This is a genomic window from Roseibium salinum (genome assembly GCF_026240905.1).
Lineage (GTDB): Bacteria > Pseudomonadota > Alphaproteobacteria > Rhizobiales > Stappiaceae > Roseibium > Roseibium salinum.
In genome coordinates this window covers 110,495-132,758 of the sequence record NZ_JAPEVI010000001.1, presented here as the reverse complement: position 1 = coordinate 132,758, position 22,264 = coordinate 110,495, and the positions used below count along the sequence as shown (strand labels likewise).

Below are 22,264 nucleotides of genomic sequence, written 5' to 3'. Positions count from 1 at the left end.
GGTGAAGTCCTTCAAGTATCTGAGATGTTCCGGAAAGGTCCAATATGGCAAGTCAGCTTTTGTTTTATGAAAATGCCACTCCCGTCACGACCAAGGCACACGGGGACCTGTGCGTACGCAGTGGCGAAACATTTGCATTTGCCAGAAACGTCAATTCCGTCCCCTTGACGGCAATCGAGTTTGCCGCGGCGGCGGCGCACTATCCGATCGTGTTCGCGGGAACCGAGGAAAAGGTCATGCCCGCGGTAATCCTCGGTGTGAAGGACGCTGAAAACTTCTTCGTTGATGGAGAAGGTCATTGGAAGGCAGGGACCTACATTCCGGCGTTCGTCCGCCGTTATCCGTTCGTGTTTTCGATCGATGGCGACAACAAGAACTTCATTCTGAATATCGACGAAGACTACCAGGGATGTAACCGGGAAGGGCGTGGAGAACGACTTTTCGATTCCGAAGGCAATCAGACCGTATACCTGCAGAATATCTTGCGGTTTCTCCAGGACTACCAGGGTCATTTCCGCCGGACCGAGGAGTACTGCAAACGCCTGGTGGACTGGGAATTGCTTCAGCCTATGCAGGCCCAGTTCAGCATCGCGGACGGAGAAAGGCGTTCCCTTTCGGGTTTCATGGCGGTCGACCGAGAAAAGCTCAAGAAGATAGGTGAGGCTCAACTGCGCCAGATGTTCGAAAACGATGAACTTGAATGCACGTTTTTGCATCTGTTTTCGATGCGACATTTTCAGGTGATGTTGTCTCAGTTCAGCGTGGCGGAACCGGAATCCACCGCACCGGGAGCTAAGCACACGTCAGTCGAGAATGCAGAGGATACTGATACGAAAGAGCCGCGACCCAAAGCAAGCAAAGCGAGCAAGAATCGGTGACAAACATAATCCCGAGTTGTTGCGAGGAAACGGAATGCGATTGCTCTTTTTCAACTGTCAAGCTGCGGAGGCGCAAAGGAGAGGAAGCTGATAGTGCGACACGATCAGAGGACAAGCGGACCAGTGTACACTGGCAGTGGACGCTGGTGGTGAGCCTCGCTTTATTGGTTTTGTCTCACTCGGTCCCACCGCTCGGAGCCGCAAACGCGGAAGACTTTGATTGCCTTATGAACCCGGATGAAGTGATTGAGGTTGGAAGTCCTGTTGTGGGCCTTCTTGATGAAGTCCTTGTTGATCGCGGTGACACAGTCAGGAAGGGCCAAATTATAGCACGTCTGGAATCTTCCGCCGAGCAAAGCACGATAGCGTTGCTCGAGACTCAGGCCAATTCGGTGGCCGTGATCGAAGCTCAGACCAAGCAGGTGGCGACGGCGGACAAGCGATATCAACGCGTCGAGTCGCTGCGTGATCGTGGAATCGCGACGGAAGAAGCGCTCGACAAGGCATTTGCCGAGCTTGTTGCAGCTCAGAGCATCTTGATCCAGGTTAAACTGAAACACGAAGTTGCGGTGAAAGAGCTTGAGCGTGCCAAAGTGGCACTCGAACAGCGTTCAATTCAGAGCCCCGCGGACGGAGTGATCACGGAGCGCTCCCTCGTTGCCGGCGAACGCGTTTCCAGCGAGGACCATATCGTGCAGATCGTTCGGCTCGATCCGCTCAAGATAGAGACATTTCTTCCTGTTTCCATTTACGGAAAAATCGCGATAGGCGATGAGGTAACGGTGGTGCCCGTTTCTCCGTTGTCGGGCGAGTACACCGCGACTGTTACCGTCGTTGACCGGGTTTTCGACGCTGCGAGTGGTACCTTTGCGGTGGTCTTGGAGCTCCCAAATCCGAATGGCGTATTGCCGGCAGGAAATCGATGCATCATGCGGTTAATTTCACCAGGGGCCAAATAATCGAGGCGAAATGACGTCTAGACGGCAGACATGTCACCATTTTAGGTCTTGCCGCAAACCTTTCCGTTGCCAGGCCTGAACCTTCTATTCCGGCCGGGGTGGCAGGTTCGGACTGGCTCCGTGAGACACTTCTGGATGCGGCGGCACAGGTCGGAGGGGACGCCGGTGCTGTGCTTCCTGCCGGTCGACGCGAGGGAAGGGGTGGGCTTTCTATTTGCGCGTATAGCCGCGTTTCAGCTTCCGTTCTGTCAACTGCTCTTTGCGTGCCTGGGCCGCGCTGAAATCCAAACAATAATCCAGACGCGACTGCCCCCACGTGCCGAGACGTCCCCACGACCGATGGACAACAAAGCCGCCGAAAAACGTCGGCTCGATCGACAGCGAATAGAACCGCGCCATGTTGCGGCGCGGTTCTATTCGCGTCAGAAGAGTGAGATGACCGTGGGTCTCCATGCCAACATTGTGCCGGTGCGCGCGGCGATGGTCCAATGAAGGATTTGAATCGAAAACCGTCCCGCGATTCAGAACAATGATGGGTTCAGCGTAAACCGGCGAGGTGTCCCGACGCCGATCGGCGTCGCTTGTCGTTGAGTTTGCGTGTCTCGTGAAAACCTCCATTTGGGTCAGAGACCAACTACCAAGGAATTATTTCAACGAGGCGGCGGAGCCTCGCCGGATAGTTGCCGGGCAATCGAGGGATGTCTTGGAGGTTCGGTTTCTAAGACAACGACCCGGAACTCCCAGACAGTTGGACGACGGGCAACCTAGTTAGATTTCTGCCGAGTTAGGCAGCAGCTGCCGCGGGCGCAATCCCACACACTTCCTAATGCGTTCTTGCCAACAGAGGATCGTCAAGTTCCGGCCCTAAGCCCGAAAAGCCAGCCAGTCCCATACTAAATAAATTGGTTATATTTCGCGAATATGTTGCGAATTATGTAAAATCATGTCAGAATTTAGTGTCAAAATGAAAGGCTGCCATGTCTAGCTTCGCATGCACCCAATGCGGGTCTTCATTGGCTATCACCCAGCTGTGCTGCCCGCGCTGCGAGATAACCTATTCGGGTGTGTTCGCACTACCCCGGTTGATGCGGCTGGAGGGAGACGACCAGCGGCTTGTCGAACGGATCATCCTGTCCGGATGCAATCTGAAGGACGTGGCCGCCTCGATGGAGATCAGCTATCCGACGCTGCGCAAGCGGCTGGATGCGCTGATCGACCGGCTCAACTCCCTCAGGGAGCAAGACGAGGAGCGGACCAATGCGATCCTCGACGATGTCAAAGCGGGCAAGACGATGCCGGAAGCGGCGGCTCGCCAGATCAGGGAAATGAACGGTGGGACCTAGCGAACGCATCACAAGAATGGTGGCGGAGGGGCTCATCACTGAAGCCCAGGCGGCAATGCTGCATGAGAGCGTGGGCAAATCCGCCGGCGGCAAGGCCGAGCGGACCTGGCCTTTCGACCCGGCTGTGGTGGCAGTCATCCTCGTCCTGATCGGCGTTGCAGCCGGTGCCTTCTGGATCGCCACCGGAGGCGGCGAACCCACTGCCATTCAGGACGTGTCGGAAACCATCAATCAACCCGGAGAACACGGCGAAATGAACAGATCGATCTCATGGCTGCTCGGTATTGCACTTCTGCTCGTCTTGCCCCTGTTGATCTGGGTCTGGCTGCACAACTCGCTGGTGTCGAGGGAAGAGCAAGTGTTCAACAACTGGGCGCAGGTGGAAAGCAACTTTCAGCGGCGCAACGATCTTGTTCCGGCGCTTGTGGAAGTGGTCAACCGCTATCTCAAGCATGAGCGCGAAACGCTGAGCGATGTCACCAGCAAGCGCGCCGAAGCGGCAAACCAGATGGCAGCCGCGGTCGACAGGCTGATCGAGGCGCAAGGGGCGACGGGCGAACTGCTTAGCCGCGAGAGCAAGGGACTGATCGAGAACGGCGAAGCCTTCCAGGAACTCGTCCGCTCGCAACGGGGGCTGACGGGCAACATAGGCCAGATCGTCGCCATTGCGGAGAACTACCCTGAGCTGAAATCATCCGACCAGTTCCTGGAGTTGCAGGCGCAGCTCGAGGGGACCGAAAACCGCATCAATGTGGCGCGCATGCGTTTCAACGACGCGGTCGGCGCCTTCAACGAGAAGATGCGCATGCTGCCATGGAGCGTGGTGGCGTCAGCCGGCAATTTCCAGCGCAAGGCCTATTTCCGCTCTGACGAGGAAGCCAAGGATGCACCCGGGCTCAACCTCAACTAGCTGGCTGGTCGCCGGTGCGATCGCCGCTGCAGCCCTCGTGGCGGTCCTGGCGATTGTCTACCTTCGCGCGCTGCCTTCGGCGACACTGGTCGAAGACGACGCGTCGGTGCTGACAGCCGATCAAAGCGAGCGCATCTCCGAATTCCATGAATTCCTGCTCCGCGACCACGGGATCGATTACCGGGTTTTCACGACCCGCGAGCCCGGCGACATCAACATCGCGGCCGTGGAGAAGTTCGCGGTTCTGGCCGGCAGCATGCGCAGCGACAGCGGCCGCGCGCTTCTGCTCGTAATCAATGTCGATCAGGACCTGGTTCGGATGGAGGTCAGCCATTCGCTCGAACCCGTCTACACGGATGCCTTCACCAAATATGTGGAGACCCGCCAGATGGTGCCGTTCTTCCAGACGGGCCGGGTTGCGGATGGAATTCTCGCCACAACGGAACTGATCGTCGCCGAGGCCCAGGACGCCGAACGCCTCAATTCGCTTGATGACAATGAACATGCCGCGAAAAGCGGCGGCGGCGGAGCGACCTCTACGGCGCTCATCGGCAAGGAGGGCGCCCGCACCCGAAAACGGCAGGCCGACGTCAGTCCCGGCAACTCGCCGGCCGAGACCTTGCAGCGCTATCTGGCGGCGATGGCAGAGCGCAATGGCGCACCCGACCTTTCTCTCTATACGCCTGCCACGCGCACCATGCTGGCGGGCTGGACAATCACTCCGGCGCAGATGGACATGGTGGTGAAGAGCTACCGCGAATGCACGGCCGAGCCAGCGCGGGTCGAGGGACGATTGGCGGTCATTCGCTTTCCGGTTGGGCAGCGAGGGTGCGCACCGTTCTTCTTCAACCAATCGGCCTCTGGCTGGCAGCTCGACCTCACTATGATGCAAAGAGCGATCCGGTTCGGGCGGTCAAACGCCTGGCGCATGGATCTGTCGGTGCGTCATCCCTACGAGTTCGCCTTTTCCGACTGGTCCTACGACCAACACGGGTTTCCAAGAGCAAAGTAGCGACCGGAGGTAGAACCCGGTCGATTTCTTGCTGACTAGTGCTTCTGGTTGTAACTGAGGTTTCTCTACCCTTAAGTAAGTAAGCGGGAAAGGGACGCCCTTACGGATAACGTGGCCGACGGGCGAAAATGTGCTATTTACTGATTTTATTGAAGAATCCGGGTGAGTTGCCGATGCCCGATCTGGTTATGCTAAATCGCTTGGCTGCCTCGCGCCTGTTGAGGCGGGTTCTTGATCGTGACCTTGTGCTGGCCGTGGCGGCACGGGTCCGGCAATCGGCGTGCCGGCGCGGCTGGCTCAAGGAAGACGGCCGGGTTTCCGCCCGGATGCACGGCACGCGGCTGGCCGCAGACGATCCCGACTATGTGGCGTTTCTTGCCGAAATCCTGTCGTTGCCGGAAGTCGATGCCTTGCGTTCCGACCGCAGCTTGCGCTCCGCCGTCGCAGAAGCCAGCGGGCAGTCATTGGAGCCTCTCAGGGCAGACATCTGCCGGATAACATTTCCGGGTGAACCGGGTGGCACCCCGGCACATCAGGATGCTTGGTATTGCAAGGTGCCGCGGCTCTGGATTGCCTGGATCCCGCTGGTTGCCTGCTCCAGACGGCTGGGAACACTGGAGATCGCGGACCGGGAGCTGCCGCTTGCCGCGCATGATGAAAACGGATTGGCGGGCGATCTGCGGACAACTTGGTGCCCCGCGTCCTGCGGACCGGGCGATGTCTTGCTTTTCTCCGGATTGACTCCGCACAGGAGCCTACCCAACCGAAGTGCTGAGCGGCCGAGATTGTCACTGGACCTGCGCTTCGGTGAAGCAACGTCTCAAGGCGAGAGCGGAGTGACGGCAGCATGAGCCTGGCGCTCTGGAACCATCCGGTTACCGCGGACCGCTACCGCCACTTCACCGGGCGCCATGACCGTTACCGCAGGGCGGCCAGGGCTCTCGTTGAAGCGGCTGCCATTGCACCGGGGCACAGGGTTCTGGATTTCGCGGCCGGGATAGGCTGCACCGCGCTGGCAAGTCTTGAACAGCTGGGACAGTCCGACGTGGTGACGGCAGTGGAAGCGGCCGAAGCCATGCGCCTTGCCGGAGCGGTCCGCACAAGGGACTTGCCGGTCAACTGGTGCCCTGCAACACCTGCCGGACAGCACTACGACAGGGTCATCTGCGGGGCGGCGATCTGGGCACTGGGACCTGTGGCCGACGTTGTTGCAGACCTCGCCGGGCATGTGGCGCCGGGGGGTGCGCTGGCAGTGTCATTGCCTGCAGCTTATCTGGGGGAGCCGGACGTGCCAGGCGGTGGCTCTGATCCGTGGCTCGGCAGGCTGCCGGAGGTGCTTGCGGGGATGAAGCTGGGCAAAGCCCCAATCGACCCCTTGCCGCCCCTGAATGATTTGGCGTTGACGCAGGCATTTGCCGATAGCGGGTTTTCGGTGATCCGGACAACCCTTCGCCAACGCCTTAGCCAGACAGCCTATTGCGACTGGATGACCCTGCCGCCAGTCAACGACACCCTGCTTGGGCAGCTACCGCCGGAGGATCGGATAGCCGTCGTTGGTCGGGCTGCGAGCAGCCTCGATACGGCCTCCTGGCGGTGGGAGGCCTGGGCGCTTTACACGGGTGTGCGGCAGGAGGTTCAGCCTCTCAGAATATCAACGGATTGAACTGAGGCGCTGTTGCAAGGTGGCCCGGGGCGGCAATGTTTGTGCCATTGATAACCGGGCCGACCGGCACGTAGGGAGGCGCGAAGGAGGGAACCGGCCCGAACCCCATAACAAGCATGACCTGGGCCGAGGCCAGCCAGGTGGTAGCGCTGATGGCCAGTCCTCCAGCAACCCGGTTTATGAAGTCTGTCTTGCTGCTCAGGGAGGCTGGCAGTGCCTGTGTGATCGTACTGGCCAGTTCCGAGGGAAGCACGAGTTTGGACGACTTGCTCGAGACACAGGTAACAAGCGGCGCGGGGACATTCGGCATGGGTGGTGCAGCAGGTCCCGGGTACGCGGCAAAAGCGGGATACCAGGGCAATCCCGGCACAGTGACGGCATCCTGCCACAGATAGAAACTGTCGGAGAAAGCCTCTGCAATGCCGTTGGCCATCTCTCGTGCAGGACCAGTCAAAGCCTGGATTTTCGCGTGGCTGCGGATATGCGGTTCAAGCGACATACCATCGAGGCAGCCGGGCGTTCCAATCGCGCTGACCGCCATGATTTTCAGGTCCGTGAAATGCGCGGTCGACTTCCAAAGGTCGACTGCGGACTTTATTGCGGGTTTGATGGCCTCGATCACAGCGGTTTCGTCCGCAGCCGTGAACGCGGGCTGGCTGCTGCCGCCGCCACCTGCCAAGCTGCTCATGAGTTCAACTGCCATCCAGTTTTCGGCCTGGGCCGCACCGACACTGCTCTTTTTGCCCGTCCCGCCTGCCTTGCCGATAGTCTTGGCGATGTCGTTGTTCCAGGCCGGTGTCAATGGGGAGCCTGGGCCTCCGGCCGTTTTCGCCGCCCCGCCTGCCTTGGACGCAGCGCCCCCTGCTTTTTCAAATGCGTTGGAGGCTGCGCTTGCCACTTTCGTCGCCATGGATGCGGCGCCACTGCTTTGTTGTGCGGCTTGCTTGGCGATTGATTTCGAGGCAGCTCCGGCAAATTCAGCAGCATGTTTTGAAATTCTGGTAGGGCGCAGGTTTGGCTTCATGATCCAGATCTCCTTGTCTTGCGTGTTTTGCTAGCCGCTATTGGCCTGACGGCTTGCCCAGGCTGCATTGTGCCGCGCCTTCCATCCGACAAGGTCGGCGATCAATGCCCGCAGATGCGGCTTGTAAGCGAAAAAGTCCTTTTCCAGGGCCGGGTCGCTTTCAAGATCGTAGCCCTGGTTTTGCTGAGATGATTGCGGGATGCGCCCGGGGTCGAGCCACCATCCGGTAAAGCCGTATTCCGCGTGGTAGCGGTCGTAGATTTGCGTGCCGGGAAATGGGACGAGAACGCCGAAATTGTTGAAGAAATCGGTGATCGGTGCGAGCCGACTCATCAAGGCCCGCGTGTTGGCGAGTTCAGCTTCGCCTTCGCCGGGGAACCCGAACATGAAATTCACGATCGTGATCATTCCCGCTGCCTTGGCGGCTTCAACGGAGGCGATAAGCCGGTCGGGTGTCTGGCCTTTCTTGATCGCGCGCAGAATGGTGGCGTCGCCGCTCTCGATGCCGAAATTGATCGCCACGCAACCCGCGTGTCGCATCCTGTCCAGATCGCGCGGAAGCACCATGTTGCCCGGCGTGATGCACGTCCAGGTCACGCCTGCAAGGTCTGGCTCGCTCGCAATGGCGTCACACAGGGCTTCGAGCCTGGAACGGCGTGCGGTGAACGCATCATCCCAGAACGGCACGTGAGAGAGCCCGAATTCGCGCCGCAAGGTTCGCATTTCGGCAACAACATTTTCCGGGCTGCGCCAGCGATAGGTTCGGCCGGTGACATAATTGGCGCAAAAGGTGCACCTGGCCGGGCACCCACGGCTGCTGACGATGCCTCCGGCCACTGTGCCGTCTCCCGTCGACCCGGCGGCCAGATGCGGATAAGGCAAAGCGTCGAGGTCTTCGATGGCATGGTAGGGCGGGCCGTGACCGTTCGGGGTGTAAAGGCCGGGTATCGAGGCAAAGTCACCGCTTGATTGCAGGCATTTGGCAACAGCAACAATTGCATGCTCGCCTTCGCCTGCAAGCGACAGATCAAAACCGTGGGAAAGGGGTTCTTCTGGCACGACAGTTGGATGCGGTCCGCCGGCAATCAGCAGCGCGCCGGTCCCGGACAGAACTTCAGTCAACCGGTAACCGGCCAGGGCGTTGTATGTGAAAAGCGTCATGCCGACGAGGTCCGGCCGAAACCTGCGTGCTTCTTCCGCCAGACAAGTCCGGGCCTCGGCTTGGCTGCAGTTCGCAAGATCGAGGCATCGCACCGTGTGGCCCGCCGACAGCAAGGCGGCCGCAACATATTGCTGCCCGAGGTAGGGCGAATTCATGGGTTGCGGCAACGGAGGCAGGGCCAGAAGGGCGCGAACCACGTCAGGGATCTCCAGGTTTCAGGTTGGGCGTTTGATGCCCAACCAGTATTTGGCGACGCGACCTTACGTCAAGTCAAGCGGTTTACCTGTCATGGTTGCGTCTGTCGAATTTGCTCGTGCATTTGCTAGTCCAGCGTTACCGCCTCGATCCGGCCTTCCAGCATATGCGGCAGGTTGAGAAGGAACTATCGCAAAGTTTTCGTGAACCGATGTGGAGTATGGATTTGCCTTTGATGTGGAGACGTGACGATGGCAATTTCCTTTAAGGGCGCTCATTTCCCCAAGGATGTGATCCTCTTCGCTGGACTTCATGCTGTCCAGACGTCGAAACAAGGCGGCTGCCACGAAGTTCTTCGCTCGTGCCCTTGAAGCGAACGGAATGCCGCGAAAAATCGTGGTCGACAAGAGCGGCGCCAATACCGCCGGGATCGACGAGATCAATCGAATGTTGCGGAGCTTCGGCTGCCCAATTCCGATCGAGACAGTGCGCGCATCAAGCACCTCAACAACATCGTTGAGCAAGATCACCGTTTCATCAAGCGCCGGACCCGGCCCATGCTTGGTTTCAAATCGTTCGAGGCAGCCGCCTCAACGCTGGCTGGCATTGAGGTTGCCGGCATGATCCGCAAGGGACAGTTCAGGGAAGAAGTCTGTCCATTTCAGCAGTTCGCGAACTTTGCCGCCTGATCTGGGGAACACAGTGTTCGCTACTCGCTGCAGGCATATTTTGCGACAGAACCGTGGCGCCGTCCGGCACATTGGTGCCGGACGGTCTTTCCTTTCGAAACTAGTGAGATCCAACCGCCATGCTGCCAATCTTCGAAAACCATAGCCGTCCCGGCGCTGTCGGTTCCGCAATGGTATTGCTGGACGGACCAGATTATGACAGTGCCTAGAGATAATGAGGCGCCCTACGAGCATCCGTCACCCCGCATGGGCGTCGGCGTACCTTTGGACGTACAGCGGCCAGCCCTGATCGCCAGCAACACCGTTGCGCACGCTTTCCCAGCCCTGGCCGTGACGCTCCAGGTTTCGGTGTTCGAGCTCGACGCAGGTCCGCTCGGCCGTCTCGGCGGTGAAGCGCACCTCCCATTCACTGGCCTTACCGGGTCAGTTCTCGGTGAAAATCAACAGTGGCCGCCACCGGTGTCGCTGAGGTTACTCCTAAAACGTGTGCGCATTCTTCCCGGTGAGGCGATGACGCTGTAGAGTGGCTGAATATGCCCCCAACCGTCCCGCCCGGAGGCTCCGTATGACCGAGGTCTTGCTGTTCCACCACGCACAGGGGCTGACCCCGGGTGCGCGCGCGTTCGCCGACACCTCGCTTCCATCATATGACGCGGATGCAACCGCCCTACTTACCATACGAGTCCTTGAGTTCCTGGATCGCGTTTGGTCCATGCTGACGTCTTGGCTTGAGCGGCCCGACAGGTGGTCCCACAACAGCGCTCCTTTGCGCGCCCGTTCCACCTGTCCCAGGCTCGACACCTGTCGACCTATTGCAGCGCCCCCGACGCCGAGGCAGTCTTGAGCTTCCAGTCTTCAATCAGCGTGCCTTCCGTCTTGAGCCTGCTCGCAAGGTAATAAAGACGCCGGGTGGCCGGACCATCCGGCGCGAGCTCGAAACGCTGTTTCAGGTAATAGGGTGGAATGGCCTGCGAATAGAGTGTCGCGGTTACCGTGACCTTGGCCGGATCGATCCCTGCGGGCAGCGCTATCCGGTATTCCAGACTGTCGGAGCCGGCTACAAAGTCGGGATCCCGCGCGGCGGCGCCCTCGGGCACCGTGGCCTTCATGAAGGCCTCCGTAACTTTGCTGTCGCCGAACCTGGCCTGGAACTCGGGAGTGCCCGGGCTCAGGAACCCGTGCGGTGTGAGCCGGTTGTCCTTGGGGTGAGAGACACGGTGCACGAAACTCGTCGTGAATTCGCCAGCTGCGTTCAGGGTCAGTTCCTCGTAGATCTGGACCTGTTTCTGATCGGTGATGACACTGTGGTGCGGTTGAAAGAGCGCCGTGTCGGCACGCGCAGTCACGACATCCAGGAACTCTGTCTTGAGCGGCGTTCCCGTTCCATCCACGATGACACCGGCACCGTTGGTGCAGCCGGAACACCAGAGCACCGTGCCGTCGGTATCGGTCGCGCGGACTTCCAGGAACGCGCGGCGAAAGCCCACGCCCGAGGGCAGACGGTGACCGGTCTTGTTGCTAACGCGCACCCTGGCGACGAGCCCGTCATAGCCTTTGGCCAGATCAAGGGTGACGTCCGCCGTTTCTTCTGCCGCCTGCAGCGCCATCGTGTCGATGGCCAGCTGCGCGCCGTTGGTGGCATAGGTCATCGGGTCAGTCTTGCTCATGCCCATCTCGGCGCTGAACTGGCGCAGCATTTCCACCAGGAAGACATTCAGGCCAACATAATTGTGCCGCCGGTAATCCTCCCGGAATGGCACGTCGAGATCCTCTGAAGGCAGACGGTTGGCGACATCGGGCAGCGTGTTGTCCTGGATGGACGCGATCTGGGTGGTGATCGACGGTACGTTCAGGCTGCCGTCGACGCTCTTGAAGTCCGACTTCATGTGACAGTTCTGGCAGGTCCGGCCCGTTGCCTTGGCGCTGAAGCTGCTGTTCTGCCATTCAAGATAGGTTGCCTGCTCGACCGAGTGCTGGAATTTCGTCAGCGACTCGGAATAGGTAACGCCATACTCGGACTTCAGATAGGCGGCCGCATTGCTTGCGGCCTGATTGAAGACCTCCTGGTCCGCGGCCGTATAGCCTTCGAGCGGCACTTTCAGATTGGCATCCACATTGGGCAGGTTGATCGTGTGGCAGGTGCCGCACATTTCGCTGTCCTTGATGTAGTCGTCGTGGACAGGCGTGATGCCCATGGAATTCTGCATCGGGACCTTGCGTACGTCCTTATAGGGTCCGACCAGCTTGTCGGCCTCGTTGAGGCGGAAAACACCCGTCGTCCCGTTCATCAGGAATGTGTCGAGCGTGTTGTAGTCAGGCTGGCCCTCGGCACGCTGAGGCGGCGCTATATGGTGGCAGACGGCGCAGGAAATGCCCTCGCGGGCAAGGTTGCCATAGGTGTGGTAGGGATAGGTGCCGTCTGCGGTCTGCTGTTTCTTCTCCGCCTCGGTAAGGGGAGCGTGCAGAAGGGTGTACTCCACCTTGAATTCGTTGGCATTGAGCCCCGCGTCCGGTTTGGCTTGGGCATCGATCTGGAGCTGTCGCTGGCCCATGGCACCGTGGCAGGACAGGCAGGTTGTGCCGAGATCGCCGCTGAGGTCGCCCGCGCCGGCTTTTTCAAGAAGCGCGAATTCGCTCTCGAGCTGGGCGAAGAAGATCGGGTCACGACCCGCCAGCCCCATGGGTGACCAGCGCCATTCGCCATATTCGGAGATGTTGTAGCCGTCGCCATAATTCGGGCCTGTCTGAAGGAACATGGTGTTGCCCGAGGGCGGGCCGCCCAGGCCGCCATGACAGCCGACGCAATTGTCGGACGTCAGGAAATGCTGCGGCCCGTCCGGCCGGGACGGAACGTGGTCCAGCCACTGGCTGGGCAGTGTCTGGACCTTGTCCGCCTGGACCGCGATGCCGTCCACAGGGGGAAAGGTCCTTGCAAAATCCGGATTGATCGCCGTCGGCGAGGGGGCTGCAGTCGCGTTGGAACGCTCCAGGGCATCGTCGTTGTGAAAGAAGTCTTCGACCAGCGTGGCCTCGCTTGCACCCGCTGCGGGCCGCTGCACGGCAGGCAGGTTGAACGGACCGGGGGGAAAGCTCTTCATGTCGCGCCAGCTTTCGTCGACGCGAAAGATGAGCGGTTCGCCGTCATAGCCCTCGATGTTGTCGAGGGAGGAGAAGGTCAGCTGGTTTTCCGCGGAGGCGTGGCAGCGCATGCACGTGCCGATGCCGGCCTGACCCGATGCAGGCGAAAATGGCGGCTCGAAGGAATCGATTTCCGCCGACGGTTCGACCGAGGCAAAGAACCAGCCACCATGGGAGACGGAGCTGTCCTTGACCATCACCGTCCAGTTGAGCCCGCCGATCGTGTAGAGGAAGGCAAGCAGTTCACTTTCCACCTTCGCAGGATCCTCCGGATGCAGAACTTCCAGCATGCTCTGGTATTCCACGTAGCGGGCAGCCGGCGGGCTGACCATTTCCTTGACGATCATCGCGCCGTCGGGAACCTTGCCTTTGCGCCCCCCTTCCAGCCAGTCGATCAGCCCCGGCGAATAGTAGATCCGCACGGCCGGGTGCGTGCCATAATTAGTGTCGAGCAGGAAGGGGCCCGTGTCACGCCAGCGCTTGTCGCGCTTCCAGCCTTCCTTTGCAAAGGTTCGCTTTGCGACAAAGGGATAGAGCTTGGCCTCATAATCAAGCAGCGGCAGTTCGGAAGGAAGCGGGAGGTCCGAGGTTCCGGACGGTGCACTGACAGCGTTCACGGAGAACAGGATGAGGAACGCGGCGGCGCAGGAACGGAACATCGGCGGGATCTCCGGTAATTTGTATTCCGGGAAGTCTGCCTGTTTGGGTTGTGCCTGACAAGGCGCGCAACGTTTGCATCCTTGAGCTTTGTACAGCCTGGTTAATCCGCCGTTAGACGGAAACCTCGAAATTCGCGGGTGGTTGCGCATCCCGGACGGGGCTGGCCTGTGTTAATTCCAGTTAGACCATTAACCAGGGCGACCCGATAGGGTCCTCGCGTTTCTCATACTGAATAATGCTTTCGCCACCTTCGGCGGGCACGCAGCCCTTTGGAATGAAGGTGCCGGCATCTGCCGACTGTGCTGAAGCAAGGCGGCAATAACGGTTAGCCCGGCCCGTCCGCGGACGGCTGGGTCCCTTCGGTGATCAGCAGGCCCATCGCAGCGCGCTGTAAATAGTATTCGGGGGCGAGGTCGCCGGGGGTGCCATCGGGCTTGGCCCTGCTGCGGGTCATCGGCGCCATGGCCAGGCGATGCGGCAGACGTAGATTGCCGATCGCAATCGGGGACCAGAGATCGGTCATGGGAGTTCTCCTGAGTTCGTGGATGCGGTGGGGCGCGAGGATCAGAGCTCGCCTTCGGCGAGCATCTCGCGGGTGCGCTTCAGCGTGGACAGCAGGGCAGCCTTGTAGCCCTTGTCGCTGTCGAACTGCTTCTGCTCGGCCTGTTCCTCTGGACGGCACGCGTGACACGCCGAAGACGGTTGCGCAGGGCATTTCGGGGTGTTCCAGGCCGATCAGGACAAGTTGGGCATGCTCCCGCGCATTGACCCCCATATTGAGAGCTCTTGCATCCGAAGGGCGATCTCCGGCATTCCCGAGGCGGGTGTTCAGCGTGCGGATTCCGAACTGGCGAAGTATTGGTCAGCCTCCAGCTCCATCGATTATATTCATTAAATTTCGGTTCTATCTCAAAAAATCGACTTTATGTTGACAAATCTTTTTTTATGGGATAGCGTGGTATATCCAAGTCAAGGGAGAAATCTATGAAGCTGTTGACCGGAACCCGTGCAGGGGATGCAACGCCATCCGTTTTCAGTGTTTCGGGTGACACTGCAACCTTGCTGAGCGAGAATGCGGGCGACCTGTCCGCTCTGATCGCGGATATTGCGGAGGGCGGCGCGCTGCCCCAGCCCGCGGCCGGTGCCGTCACTGTGCCAGTAGCGGATATTACGCCCGCCTTGCCCGTGGCGCGGCCGGGCAAGATCGTTTGCCTTGGATTGAACTATGCCGAACATGCCCGCGAAGGCGGGTATGAGGTGCCCGACTATCCCGCCATGTTCCTGCGCGCGGCCACATCCATGATCCCGGCAAACGCCCCGATGATCCTGCCGCTGGCCTCGCAGACCTTCGACTATGAGACCGAGCTGATGGTTGTCATCGGTAAGGGCGGGCGCCATATTTCAGAAGCGGAAGCGCTGAACCACGTCTTTGGCTATACCACCTTCAATGACGGGTCGGTGCGCGAATACCAGCGCAAGACCCATCAATGGACGGCAGGCAAGAACTTTGACGGCACCGGCGCACTGGGTCCCGTTGTCGTCACACCTGACGAAGTGCCTGCCGGCGCGCATGGGCTGGCCATCAGCACCCGCCTGAACGGTCGGGTTTTGCAGAACAGCAATACCTCGGACATGATCTTCCCTGTGGCGCGCACGATTGCGATCGTTTCGGAAATCATGACGCTGGAACCCGGCGACATGATCGCTTTTGGTACGCCTCCCGGCGTGGGCCATGCCCGCAAGCCGCAAGTGTGGATGAAGGCGGGCGATGTGGTCGAGGTCGAGATCGAAAGCATCGGCATTTGCCGCAATCCCATTATCGCCGAGGCCGATCTTGGTGCCCAGGGGGCGGCCGCAGAATGACCGGCGCTGCACTGCGCAGAGGGAGATTTCTGTCCTGCTCGCCCGGACCGGAGGGTCGGGCCAAGCCGGGCCGGGTCTGATCCTGACCGATGCGCGGTCGCGTTTTGCAAGGCAAGCACTCGGCGAGCCTGGCGCGAGCGATTGGGCTGTCGTTTCGCGCGCTACTCATGCACATGGGCGCGGCCCGCACATTCTGGCGCACGACCGCCTGCGCGATGATTTCACCAAGATCGATTTCCACTTAGTGCCGTCAAAGACCTAAGGCCCCACGGCGCCGTGGGCGATCAACCCGCCGAATGCGCGGTGGCGGGGCGTTCCCGGTTTGACAGCGTCTGATACACGAATTGGCCTGTTGTGCGATAATGATCGGCCAGCAACGCTACCGCCTTTTCGGAATCACGGGCCAAGGCCGCCGCCGATATGGCGGCATGTTCATCCGTGATCTGGCGTTTGGGATACGCCGCCAACTTCGCCACATTGCGATAGCGCACCGCCAGATCGTAAAGCTGGGAACAGAAGTTCAGCATATAGACAGACGGACAGGCCGCAATCAGCGCCGTGTGAAACTCGCGATGCGCAATCTCCCATCCCTTTGCGTCGGCCTGACGGTCCAATGCGCCCAAGCGATATTGCAGCAAGACGATCCGTTCTTCCCACGCGGGACCGCCATGGGCAATGGCATCGGCAAAGGCCATGGTTTCGATCCGACAGCGGGTATCCAGCAACACCGCGAAATCCTCGGCGCTGATTTCGGGGGCCCAGAACCCGCGCTGTTCGTTGCGGATGACCAGTTGTTCGGACGACAGAATGCTCAACGCCTCGCGCACCGGGCTGGCCCCCATGTCGAGCTTCTTGCGCAAGGCATCGATCTGGATGCGGGTTCCGGGCATCAATTCACCCGACAGCACCATTTCGCGGATTTTGTAATGAGCTAAAGAAGTTAGCGAGCGGTGGGCGTCCATAAGAATGCTCCTTCGGGCCATTTTTAACCGGCACATCGGCCAAGCGCAATAAAAATCGATTTTCGCGCCTGGCAAGAAGGCCTGCTCAGCCGGGGGTGGCCTGGCGGCGCAGGGGACCGATGGGTAGAAACTCGGACAGGCGCGATTTCGGATAGAACGCGGTTGCATAGGCGGGGCGACTCCTCAGGCGGTCGAACCAGCCGGTCACGCGCGGCGACCCGTCTTGCCACATCGCAGCAAAGCCCAGATCGTCCAGCCGGTCCATCAACGGAGCAGCGATCAGATCGGCCAGCCCGATGCTCGCACCCGACAGCCAGGGCTTGTCGGCCAGGCCCGCTTCCATACGCTTGATGGCCGCGCCAAGCCGTTCCATGGCGTTGTCGACCTCTTGATCATCAAATCCCTTGCGGCCCATCTTTTCATAAAAGTGCTTTCGCAAGGGGCGGATGTCTGCTTGTTCCTTCTGAAAGGCCGCGTCGTCCAGCCCGTCAAACCGGGGCAGAAAGGCCATGTTGAATGAAGGCACGCGCACGGCGGCTGTCGGCACTTCGTCCAGAAAGCGTATCCAGGCGCGCACTCGGGCCCGCTCGACAGGGTCGGCGGGCAGCAGGGGCGGTGTGGGAAAAACCTCGTCCAGGTATTCGCAAATTACACCCGAATCCATGATGATGCGGCCGTCATGCACCAGGGTTGGCACCACTCCGTTGGGGTTTATGGCCAGATATTCGGGCTGCAGGTGTTCATTGGTGGCCAGATTGACCAGCCGCCCGTCCCATTCCAGGCCCTTTTCGGCCAGGCAAAGGCGCACCTTCTGGCTGCAGGTCGAATGGTTGGCATGGTACAGTGTCAGCATGAATGCTGCTCTCCAAGGTTGCAGCGCGGGCTAGGCCCCGGCCAAGGCACGTAGGCCATTGATGATGGGTAGGACGGCGGTGATACCTAGCACCACCAGAACCGCACGCGAAAAGGTTTGCGACTGCATGCGCGTTCCGGCCTTGCCGCCAATCCACAGGCCGAGGAAGGCCATGGGCAGAACGAGCATGCTGATCCCCAGTGCCTGTGGCTGCAACAGCCCCAATGCGCCCAGAACCGGCGCTTGCATCAGGGAGAACAGGGCGAACATTGATCCGGCGGCAAAGACAAATGCCGGGCGCGGCAGGTGAAGCGAATGCATGTAGGGCGGCCCCACCAGCCCGGACAGGCCCGTGGCCCCATGCACCAGCCCGGCCAGGAACCCGAAGCCAGGCGCGAGGTCAGGACGGGCCACCGCGGCGATGCGTTTCGAGCGCAGGCGGGTGGCCAGGTAGCTTAGCACCATCGCCCCCAAGGCGATTTCCACATAAGCGTCGTTGATGCGTGACAGTGCCACCGCGCCCAGGCAAAGCCCGACCGCGCCAAAGCTCAGAAACCCGCGCAAAAACGGCTGGTCCCGATGCTGTCGGAAGGACCAAAGCTGCGCGATATTGGTAACCATCGTGGGCAGGATGGCCACCGACAAGGCCATGGGCAACGAATGGGTGACTGTCATCACCGGAATACCCAGAATGGGCAGGCCGAACCCCATTGCGCCCTTGAGGATGCCGCCCACGAAATATGCGGCAACCGCAATCAACAGCACCGGTTCGGCCAGATCCCACATGCGCCGGTCAGCTCTGCTTGTTCCAGCGCTCGACGCTCCCTTTGCCGTCGATCAGCACGAAGGCCATGATACAGGTTTCGTCAAAACGGTTGGACCATGCATGGTTATTGCCGCGCTGCACCAGCGTGTCACCCTCACGCAGCTCCAGTTCGGTGTCGTCCAGAAGCATCATGATCCGCCCTTTCAGCACCACTGCGAAATCCACGCTGTCGGTGCGGTGCATGAAGGGGTGGCGCGCGCCTTCGATGATGTTGTTCCCAGCCCCCATGGCGCTGAAAGCGGCTTTGCCGTCCAGCGTGGCCAGCACTTCGGGGTTTTCGGGTTCAAAGTGGATCACCCGGAACACGGCACCATTGTGCGGGGGGTGCAGGATCAACGCATCCTCCACGGTTTCGTCGGGACCATCCCACGCGGCGGGAGTTTCAAAATTCTGCCACAGGTTAATCAGCGCCACACCGGGCCGGCTGGGCCGCTCCAGGATATTCGTGGCCGGGCCATCGGATACGACAATCGCCTTGCCGGTTTCGTCATGACCGGTCACGACACGACGGACATATCGGGACATATGGGGGTTCTCCTTTGCCTCCTGTGATGAGGGCATCATAGTGCCTATGTCGAGTTTCGCAATAAAAATCGATTTTATCGGATACCTTGTTCTGATCGGTTATGGCAGAATGAGGATGCGGGGAAGGAGCGCCTGCGAGACGACAGGAGACGGCCATGAAACTACGTGTCAGCATTTTCACCAATGCCGGGACCGTACCCTTGGAAATTGCGCAAGATCGGGGATTTTTCTCTGACGAGGGCCTGGCTGTCACCGTGGTTGGCACCACCAGTTCAGTCGAACAGATGACGGGCGTAATCAATGGCCGTTATGACATTGCCGCCACCGCCATCGACAATCTGATCGCCTACAATGCGGGGCAGGGGGCGGCGCCGACAGAGCGGGTGTCAGAGTTGGTCGTGTTCATGGGCAGCGCGGCCTATCGCCTGCAGTTGGTCGTCGGCCCGGGAGTGCAAAGTTTTGAGGATCTGCGAGGCCAGCGCATCGCGGTCGATGCCTTGTCCACGGGATTCGCCTTTTTGCTGCGCGAAATGTTGGCGCTGAACGGCCTGCCCCTCGGCAGTTATGAGCTGCTGCCCACTGGGGGGCCTCGCGAACGCTGGCATGCAGTGCAAGCCGGAACCGCGGCCGGGGCGCTGTTGAACGCGTATTTCGAGAGCCTGGCCCATGGCGAAGGCTGCCGCACCCTGATCAGCGATCCTGACCCATGGGACGGCTACCAGGGCAACGTGTTTTGCGCACAGCCAGCGGTTCTGGCCACAGGCGCGGTCGATGGTTTCATGCGGGCTGTGCTGCGCGGTGTGGATTTCGTGCTTGACCCGGCCAATGCCGAACATATCGCACAGGCGCTCGTGGATCATTTGGGCGACATGACACCCGCCCGTGCCGTGCGCGTGGCCGAAGCGCTTTCGGGGCAGAACAGCATCCTTGCTCCTGGCCTGCCAGTGTCGCGTTCGGGCACGCGTCGGGTGATGGATTTGCGCCAGACCTATACGGGCAAGGCGCTGCCTTTCGACGTAGAGAGCCTGTTCGACCCGCGCGCCATGGTGCTGGCATGAGCGTGCCGCCGCTGTCGCTGACCGTCAATGGAGCCCGCGTGACCGTGACGCCGCGCGCCGGGCTGACCCTGCTTGCCCATTTGCGCAATGATCTGGGTTTGACAGGTACCAAGACTGGATGCGCCACCGGGGCTTGCGGGGCATGCACGGTGGTCATGAACGGGGCTGCTGTGCAAGCGTGCCAGGTGCCCGCCGCGGCGCTGCAAAACGCCGATGTGCAGACGATCGAGGAGCTGGTGAAAACCCCCGCCGGGCGCGCGGTGGCTGAAGCCTTGATCGCGGCAGGCGCGGCGCAATGCGGCTATTGCCTGCCTGGTATCGTTGCCGCCGCCAGCGCCGCCCTAGCGCGGGACGGGGCAGCTACGGACCTGCCCGCGGCGCTGTCGCGCAACCTGTGCCGTTGCGGCACGCATGCGCGTATTCTAGGGGCGCTTGAACGGGTGAAGAATGCATCAGGGGCAGAGGCATGACCGGGATTGGCAAACGGTTCGTGTTCGATCCCGTCGCACGCCGGATTGGCTTGCGCGTTGGCAAGGTGGAATTGGGCCAGCACATCTTCGAAGCCTATGAGGCATTGGCCGCCAACGCTCTTGGCATTGATCCGGGCCATTTGCGGGTTCTGCCCGTCAGCACCAAGGACAGTCCAGATGACGGGCTGACGGCGGGCAGCCTTTCGGTGCAGGTGACAGGCGCGGCGCTGGCGCTCGAAGCCGCGACGGTCCTGTCCAACCTGCGCAACGCCGCCGCACAGGCGCTCGGGGTATCCGCCGAAAAGGTCTCGCTCGACCCCTCGACGCTGTGTTTTGCCCATGGCCAAAACGCCTGCGACCTGTTCGACCTGTTAGCAGGGCTGGAGTGCGCGCAGATCGGCACGGTGCCCGACCTGCGCGCGGGGACGGATTTGGTCGGCGATGCGGTGATCGGCGCGCGTGCTTATCTTCAAGACATGGCGTTGCCCGGCATGATGCATGCCCGCGCCTTGCGGGGCAGGGCGGTTGATGACGTGCGCCCCCTTTTGCCCGACACCTGCCATTTGATCGTCAATCAGGCCTATGCCGCTGTCCTGGCCCCGGATGAGGCCACGCTGGCCGCGCTCTGGGCGCGCCTGGTTGAGCCCGCCGCGCCGGGCGACACGCGCTGCGATGGTCCGGTGTCTGGCTGGATCAGATGGGGACGGGTGTTGAGCACCCGGACGGGCAGCATACCAGATGCGCCGTCCACGTTCAGCGTTTCTGCCAGTCGGGGGTTCATCCTGCACGGCTCGATCGCGCCCTCTTGTGCGGTCGCGGTCTGGGACGGAGCGGAAATGACCGTCTACAGCCATTCGCAGGGCCTGTTCGCGCTGCGCACGCAGATTGCCCGCGTCCTGGAACTGGGCGCGGATCAGGTGCTGGTCCATCACGTGCCCTCTGCCGGTTGCTACGGTCATACCGGCGCAGATGATGCGGCAATGGATGCCGCCTTGATCGCGCGGCAGGCCATAGGGCAGCCCGTGCGTGTGGCCTGGCCGAGGATAGACGACATCCGCCTGGCGCCCCTTGGCGCACCCATGCTGGCCGAAGCCAAGGTGACCACGAATGAAAGCCACACCATCACCGGTTGGCAACAGGAGATCTGGAGCGCTCCGCACGGCCAGCGTCCCGGCGGGGCTGGTCATGTCAACCTTCTGGCCGCGATGGAGCGCGATCCCGACCTGCGGCCGGTCGACATACCCGATCTGCCAGAACAGGTCGGGGCAGGGGCTGCGCGCAACGCCGTGCCAATTTATGCCATACCCAAGGTGCAAGTGACCACGCATATCGTGCAGGATCTGCCTGTACGCACTTCGTCGCTGCGCGGCCTGGGCACCCATGTCAACACGATCGCGATAGAGGCTGCGATGGACCGACTGGCCGCGCGGGCCGGAGAGACGCCATTCGCGTGTCGCGACCGTCATCTGGACGACCCGCGTGCGCGCGCCGTGCTGGATAAGCTTGCCACCACCTGCGCCCCTGCCATGGCCGCGCTGTCCACCATGCCCGAGGATAGCATTGGCATTGGCCTTGGGCGCTACAAGAACAAGGCTGCCTATGCGGCGGTTGCCGCCCGTATCCGGCTGGAGGACGCGCCGCGCCTGTTGGAGTTGTGGGCCGTTGTCGATGCTGGCCATGTCGTGCATCGCGATGGGGCGTTGAACCAGATCGAGGGCGGGATGATCCAGTCCGCCAGTTGGACCTTGCTGGAGCGTGCGCTTTTGCGCAACGGCCAGATCGAGGTCGAAGGCTGGGACGATTATCCCACACTTGGATGGGACGGCGTGCCGAAGCTGCACGTTTCACTCGCAGATCCCGGCTCCGATGTGCCTTCGCTTGGGGTGGGCGAGTGCATGGTCGGCCCGACCGCTGCTGCCATCGTCAACGCCATCAGCCAGGCGTTGGGCCAGCCGATCACCGACCTGCCCCTTGACCGCGACAGGCTGATTGCCGTTCTGATGAACGACGAAAAAATCGATAAAAAGTTGCAAAATAGTTTTTCTTGATTAATCTGGTTTCATTCGGCCGTGCA

The 22,264-nt window shown here is 60.8% G+C and carries 20 protein-coding genes and 4 pseudogenes; 13 read left to right on the top strand and 11 right to left on the bottom strand.

Annotated elements, in window-relative coordinates; translation table 11 throughout:
- Nucleotides 1-44: 44 nt before the first annotated feature.
- Both ON753_RS00635 and ON753_RS00630 read left to right on the top strand, forming a co-directional pair.
- The gene (locus ON753_RS00635) at nt 45-878 is read left to right on the top strand and encodes a SapC family protein (protein ID WP_265960612.1); all 834 of its coding nucleotides are present in this window, start codon (nt 45-47) and stop codon (nt 876-878) included.
- Entirely contained in the window at nt 875-1,837 is a 963-nt protein-coding gene (locus ON753_RS00630) for an efflux RND transporter periplasmic adaptor subunit (RefSeq protein WP_323054652.1), read from the top strand. The genes ON753_RS00635 and ON753_RS00630 overlap by 4 nt, the downstream gene beginning before the upstream one ends.
- Before the next feature lie 210 nt (nt 1,838-2,047).
- Here the strand turns inward: ON753_RS00630 and ON753_RS00625 are convergent, their stop codons facing one another.
- The gene (locus ON753_RS00625) at nt 2,048-2,455 is read right to left on the bottom strand and encodes a WGR domain-containing protein (protein WP_265960610.1); all 408 of its coding nucleotides are present in this window, start codon (nt 2,453-2,455) and stop codon (nt 2,048-2,050) included.
- A gap of 359 nt (nt 2,456-2,814) precedes the next feature.
- Here ON753_RS00625 and ON753_RS00620 point away from each other — a divergent pair, with 359 nt between their 5' ends.
- The 5 genes from ON753_RS00620 (at nt 2,815) to ON753_RS00600 (ending at nt 6,765) form a co-directional block, all read left to right on the top strand.
- Nucleotides 2,815-3,180: a DUF2089 family protein gene (locus tag ON753_RS00620; protein WP_265960609.1), complete on the top strand. Its 366-nt coding sequence runs from the start codon at nt 2,815-2,817 to the stop codon at nt 3,178-3,180.
- A complete protein-coding gene (locus tag ON753_RS00615; RefSeq protein ID WP_265960608.1) occupies nt 3,170-4,090 on the top strand; it encodes a LemA family protein in 921 nt (306 codons plus the stop codon). Before ON753_RS00620 ends, ON753_RS00615 begins: the two co-directional genes overlap by 11 nt.
- Nucleotides 4,065-5,102 carry a TPM domain-containing protein gene (locus ON753_RS00610; RefSeq protein WP_265960607.1) on the top strand — a complete coding sequence of 346 codons (1,038 nt, stop codon included), beginning with the start codon at nt 4,065-4,067 and terminating at the stop codon, nt 5,100-5,102. Before ON753_RS00615 ends, ON753_RS00610 begins: the two co-directional genes overlap by 26 nt.
- Nucleotides 5,103-5,275: 173 nt before the next feature.
- Entirely contained in the window at nt 5,276-5,953 is a 678-nt protein-coding gene (locus ON753_RS00605; protein ID WP_265960606.1) for a phytanoyl-CoA dioxygenase family protein, read from the top strand.
- A complete protein-coding gene (locus tag ON753_RS00600) occupies nt 5,950-6,765 on the top strand; it encodes a class I SAM-dependent methyltransferase (protein ID WP_265960605.1) in 816 nt (271 codons plus the stop codon). Before ON753_RS00605 ends, ON753_RS00600 begins: the two co-directional genes overlap by 4 nt.
- Here the strand turns inward: ON753_RS00600 and ON753_RS00595 are convergent.
- Nucleotides 6,746-7,789, bottom strand: a complete 1,044-nt coding sequence (locus ON753_RS00595) for a hypothetical protein (RefSeq protein WP_265960604.1) — start codon at nt 7,787-7,789, stop codon at nt 6,746-6,748. The two genes, ON753_RS00600 and ON753_RS00595, sit on opposite strands and share 20 nt — an antisense overlap.
- 30 nt (nt 7,790-7,819) lie before the next feature.
- Nucleotides 7,820-9,106 (bottom strand): B12-binding domain-containing radical SAM protein, encoded by a 1,287-nt coding sequence (locus tag ON753_RS00590; protein ID WP_265960940.1) that lies wholly within the window; start codon nt 9,104-9,106, stop codon nt 7,820-7,822.
- A gap of 340 nt (nt 9,107-9,446) precedes the next feature.
- Here ON753_RS00590 and ON753_RS00585 point away from each other — a divergent pair.
- Nucleotides 9,447-9,835 (top strand): annotated as a pseudogene (locus tag ON753_RS00585) (IS6 family transposase); the annotation flags it as partial.
- 237 nt (nt 9,836-10,072) lie between these two features.
- Here the strand turns inward: ON753_RS00585 and ON753_RS00580 are convergent.
- Entirely contained in the window at nt 10,073-10,234 is a 162-nt protein-coding gene (locus ON753_RS00580) for an SRPBCC family protein (protein WP_323054651.1), read from the bottom strand.
- A 223-nt stretch (nt 10,235-10,457) separates the two neighbouring features.
- Between ON753_RS00580 and ON753_RS00575 the strand changes: the two are divergent.
- Nucleotides 10,458-10,541: pseudogene (locus tag ON753_RS00575) on the top strand (dienelactone hydrolase family protein); the annotation flags it as partial.
- A 103-nt stretch (nt 10,542-10,644) separates the two neighbouring features.
- Here ON753_RS00575 and ON753_RS00570 read toward each other — a convergent pair.
- From ON753_RS00570 to ON753_RS00560, 3 genes and pseudogenes are all read right to left on the bottom strand, one after another.
- On the bottom strand, nt 10,645-13,632 hold the full coding sequence (locus ON753_RS00570; protein WP_265960603.1) for a hypothetical protein: 2,988 nt from the start codon (nt 13,630-13,632) through the stop codon (nt 10,645-10,647).
- Nucleotides 13,633-13,961: 329 nt separating this feature from the next.
- Nucleotides 13,962-14,156 (bottom strand): annotated as a pseudogene (locus ON753_RS00565) (oxidoreductase); the annotation flags it as partial.
- A 41-nt stretch (nt 14,157-14,197) separates the two neighbouring features.
- Nucleotides 14,198-14,308: pseudogene (locus ON753_RS00560) on the bottom strand (DUF1857 domain-containing protein); the annotation flags it as partial.
- 309 nt (nt 14,309-14,617) lie between these two features.
- Here ON753_RS00560 and ON753_RS00555 point away from each other — a divergent pair.
- On the top strand, nt 14,618-15,496 hold the full coding sequence (locus tag ON753_RS00555; RefSeq protein WP_265960602.1) for a fumarylacetoacetate hydrolase family protein: 879 nt from the start codon (nt 14,618-14,620) through the stop codon (nt 15,494-15,496).
- Between the two features lie 284 nt (nt 15,497-15,780).
- Here ON753_RS00555 and ON753_RS00550 read toward each other — a convergent pair whose 3' ends face one another.
- The 4 genes from ON753_RS00550 to ON753_RS00535 form a co-directional block, all read right to left on the bottom strand.
- Complete coding sequence (locus ON753_RS00550; RefSeq protein ID WP_265960601.1) at nt 15,781-16,458, bottom strand: GntR family transcriptional regulator; 678 nt, start codon at nt 16,456-16,458, stop codon at nt 15,781-15,783.
- 85 nt (nt 16,459-16,543) lie between these two features.
- Nucleotides 16,544-17,311 carry a glutathione S-transferase family protein gene (locus ON753_RS00545; RefSeq protein WP_265960600.1) on the bottom strand — a complete coding sequence of 256 codons (768 nt, stop codon included), beginning with the start codon at nt 17,309-17,311 and terminating at the stop codon, nt 16,544-16,546.
- Between the two features lie 30 nt (nt 17,312-17,341).
- Nucleotides 17,342-18,097 (bottom strand): sulfite exporter TauE/SafE family protein, encoded by a 756-nt coding sequence (locus tag ON753_RS00540; RefSeq protein ID WP_265960599.1) that lies wholly within the window; start codon nt 18,095-18,097, stop codon nt 17,342-17,344.
- Between the two features lie 7 nt (nt 18,098-18,104).
- Nucleotides 18,105-18,662: a cupin domain-containing protein gene (locus ON753_RS00535; RefSeq protein WP_265960598.1), complete on the bottom strand. Its 558-nt coding sequence runs from the start codon at nt 18,660-18,662 to the stop codon at nt 18,105-18,107.
- Between the two features lie 155 nt (nt 18,663-18,817).
- Between ON753_RS00535 and ON753_RS00530 the strand changes: the two genes are divergently transcribed.
- The 3 genes from ON753_RS00530 to ON753_RS00520 are packed head-to-tail and all read left to right on the top strand — an operon-like array spanning nt 18,818 to nt 22,238.
- Entirely contained in the window at nt 18,818-19,720 is a 903-nt protein-coding gene (locus tag ON753_RS00530) for an ABC transporter substrate-binding protein (protein WP_265960597.1), read from the top strand.
- Nucleotides 19,717-20,190, top strand: coding sequence for a (2Fe-2S)-binding protein (locus ON753_RS00525; protein ID WP_265960596.1), 474 nt, complete (start codon nt 19,717-19,719; stop codon nt 20,188-20,190). The genes ON753_RS00530 and ON753_RS00525 overlap by 4 nt, the downstream gene beginning before the upstream one ends.
- Nucleotides 20,187-22,238: a molybdopterin cofactor-binding domain-containing protein gene (locus ON753_RS00520; protein WP_265960595.1), complete on the top strand. Its 2,052-nt coding sequence runs from the start codon at nt 20,187-20,189 to the stop codon at nt 22,236-22,238. Before ON753_RS00525 ends, ON753_RS00520 begins: the two co-directional genes overlap by 4 nt.
- Nucleotides 22,239-22,264: the final 26 nt, after the last annotated feature.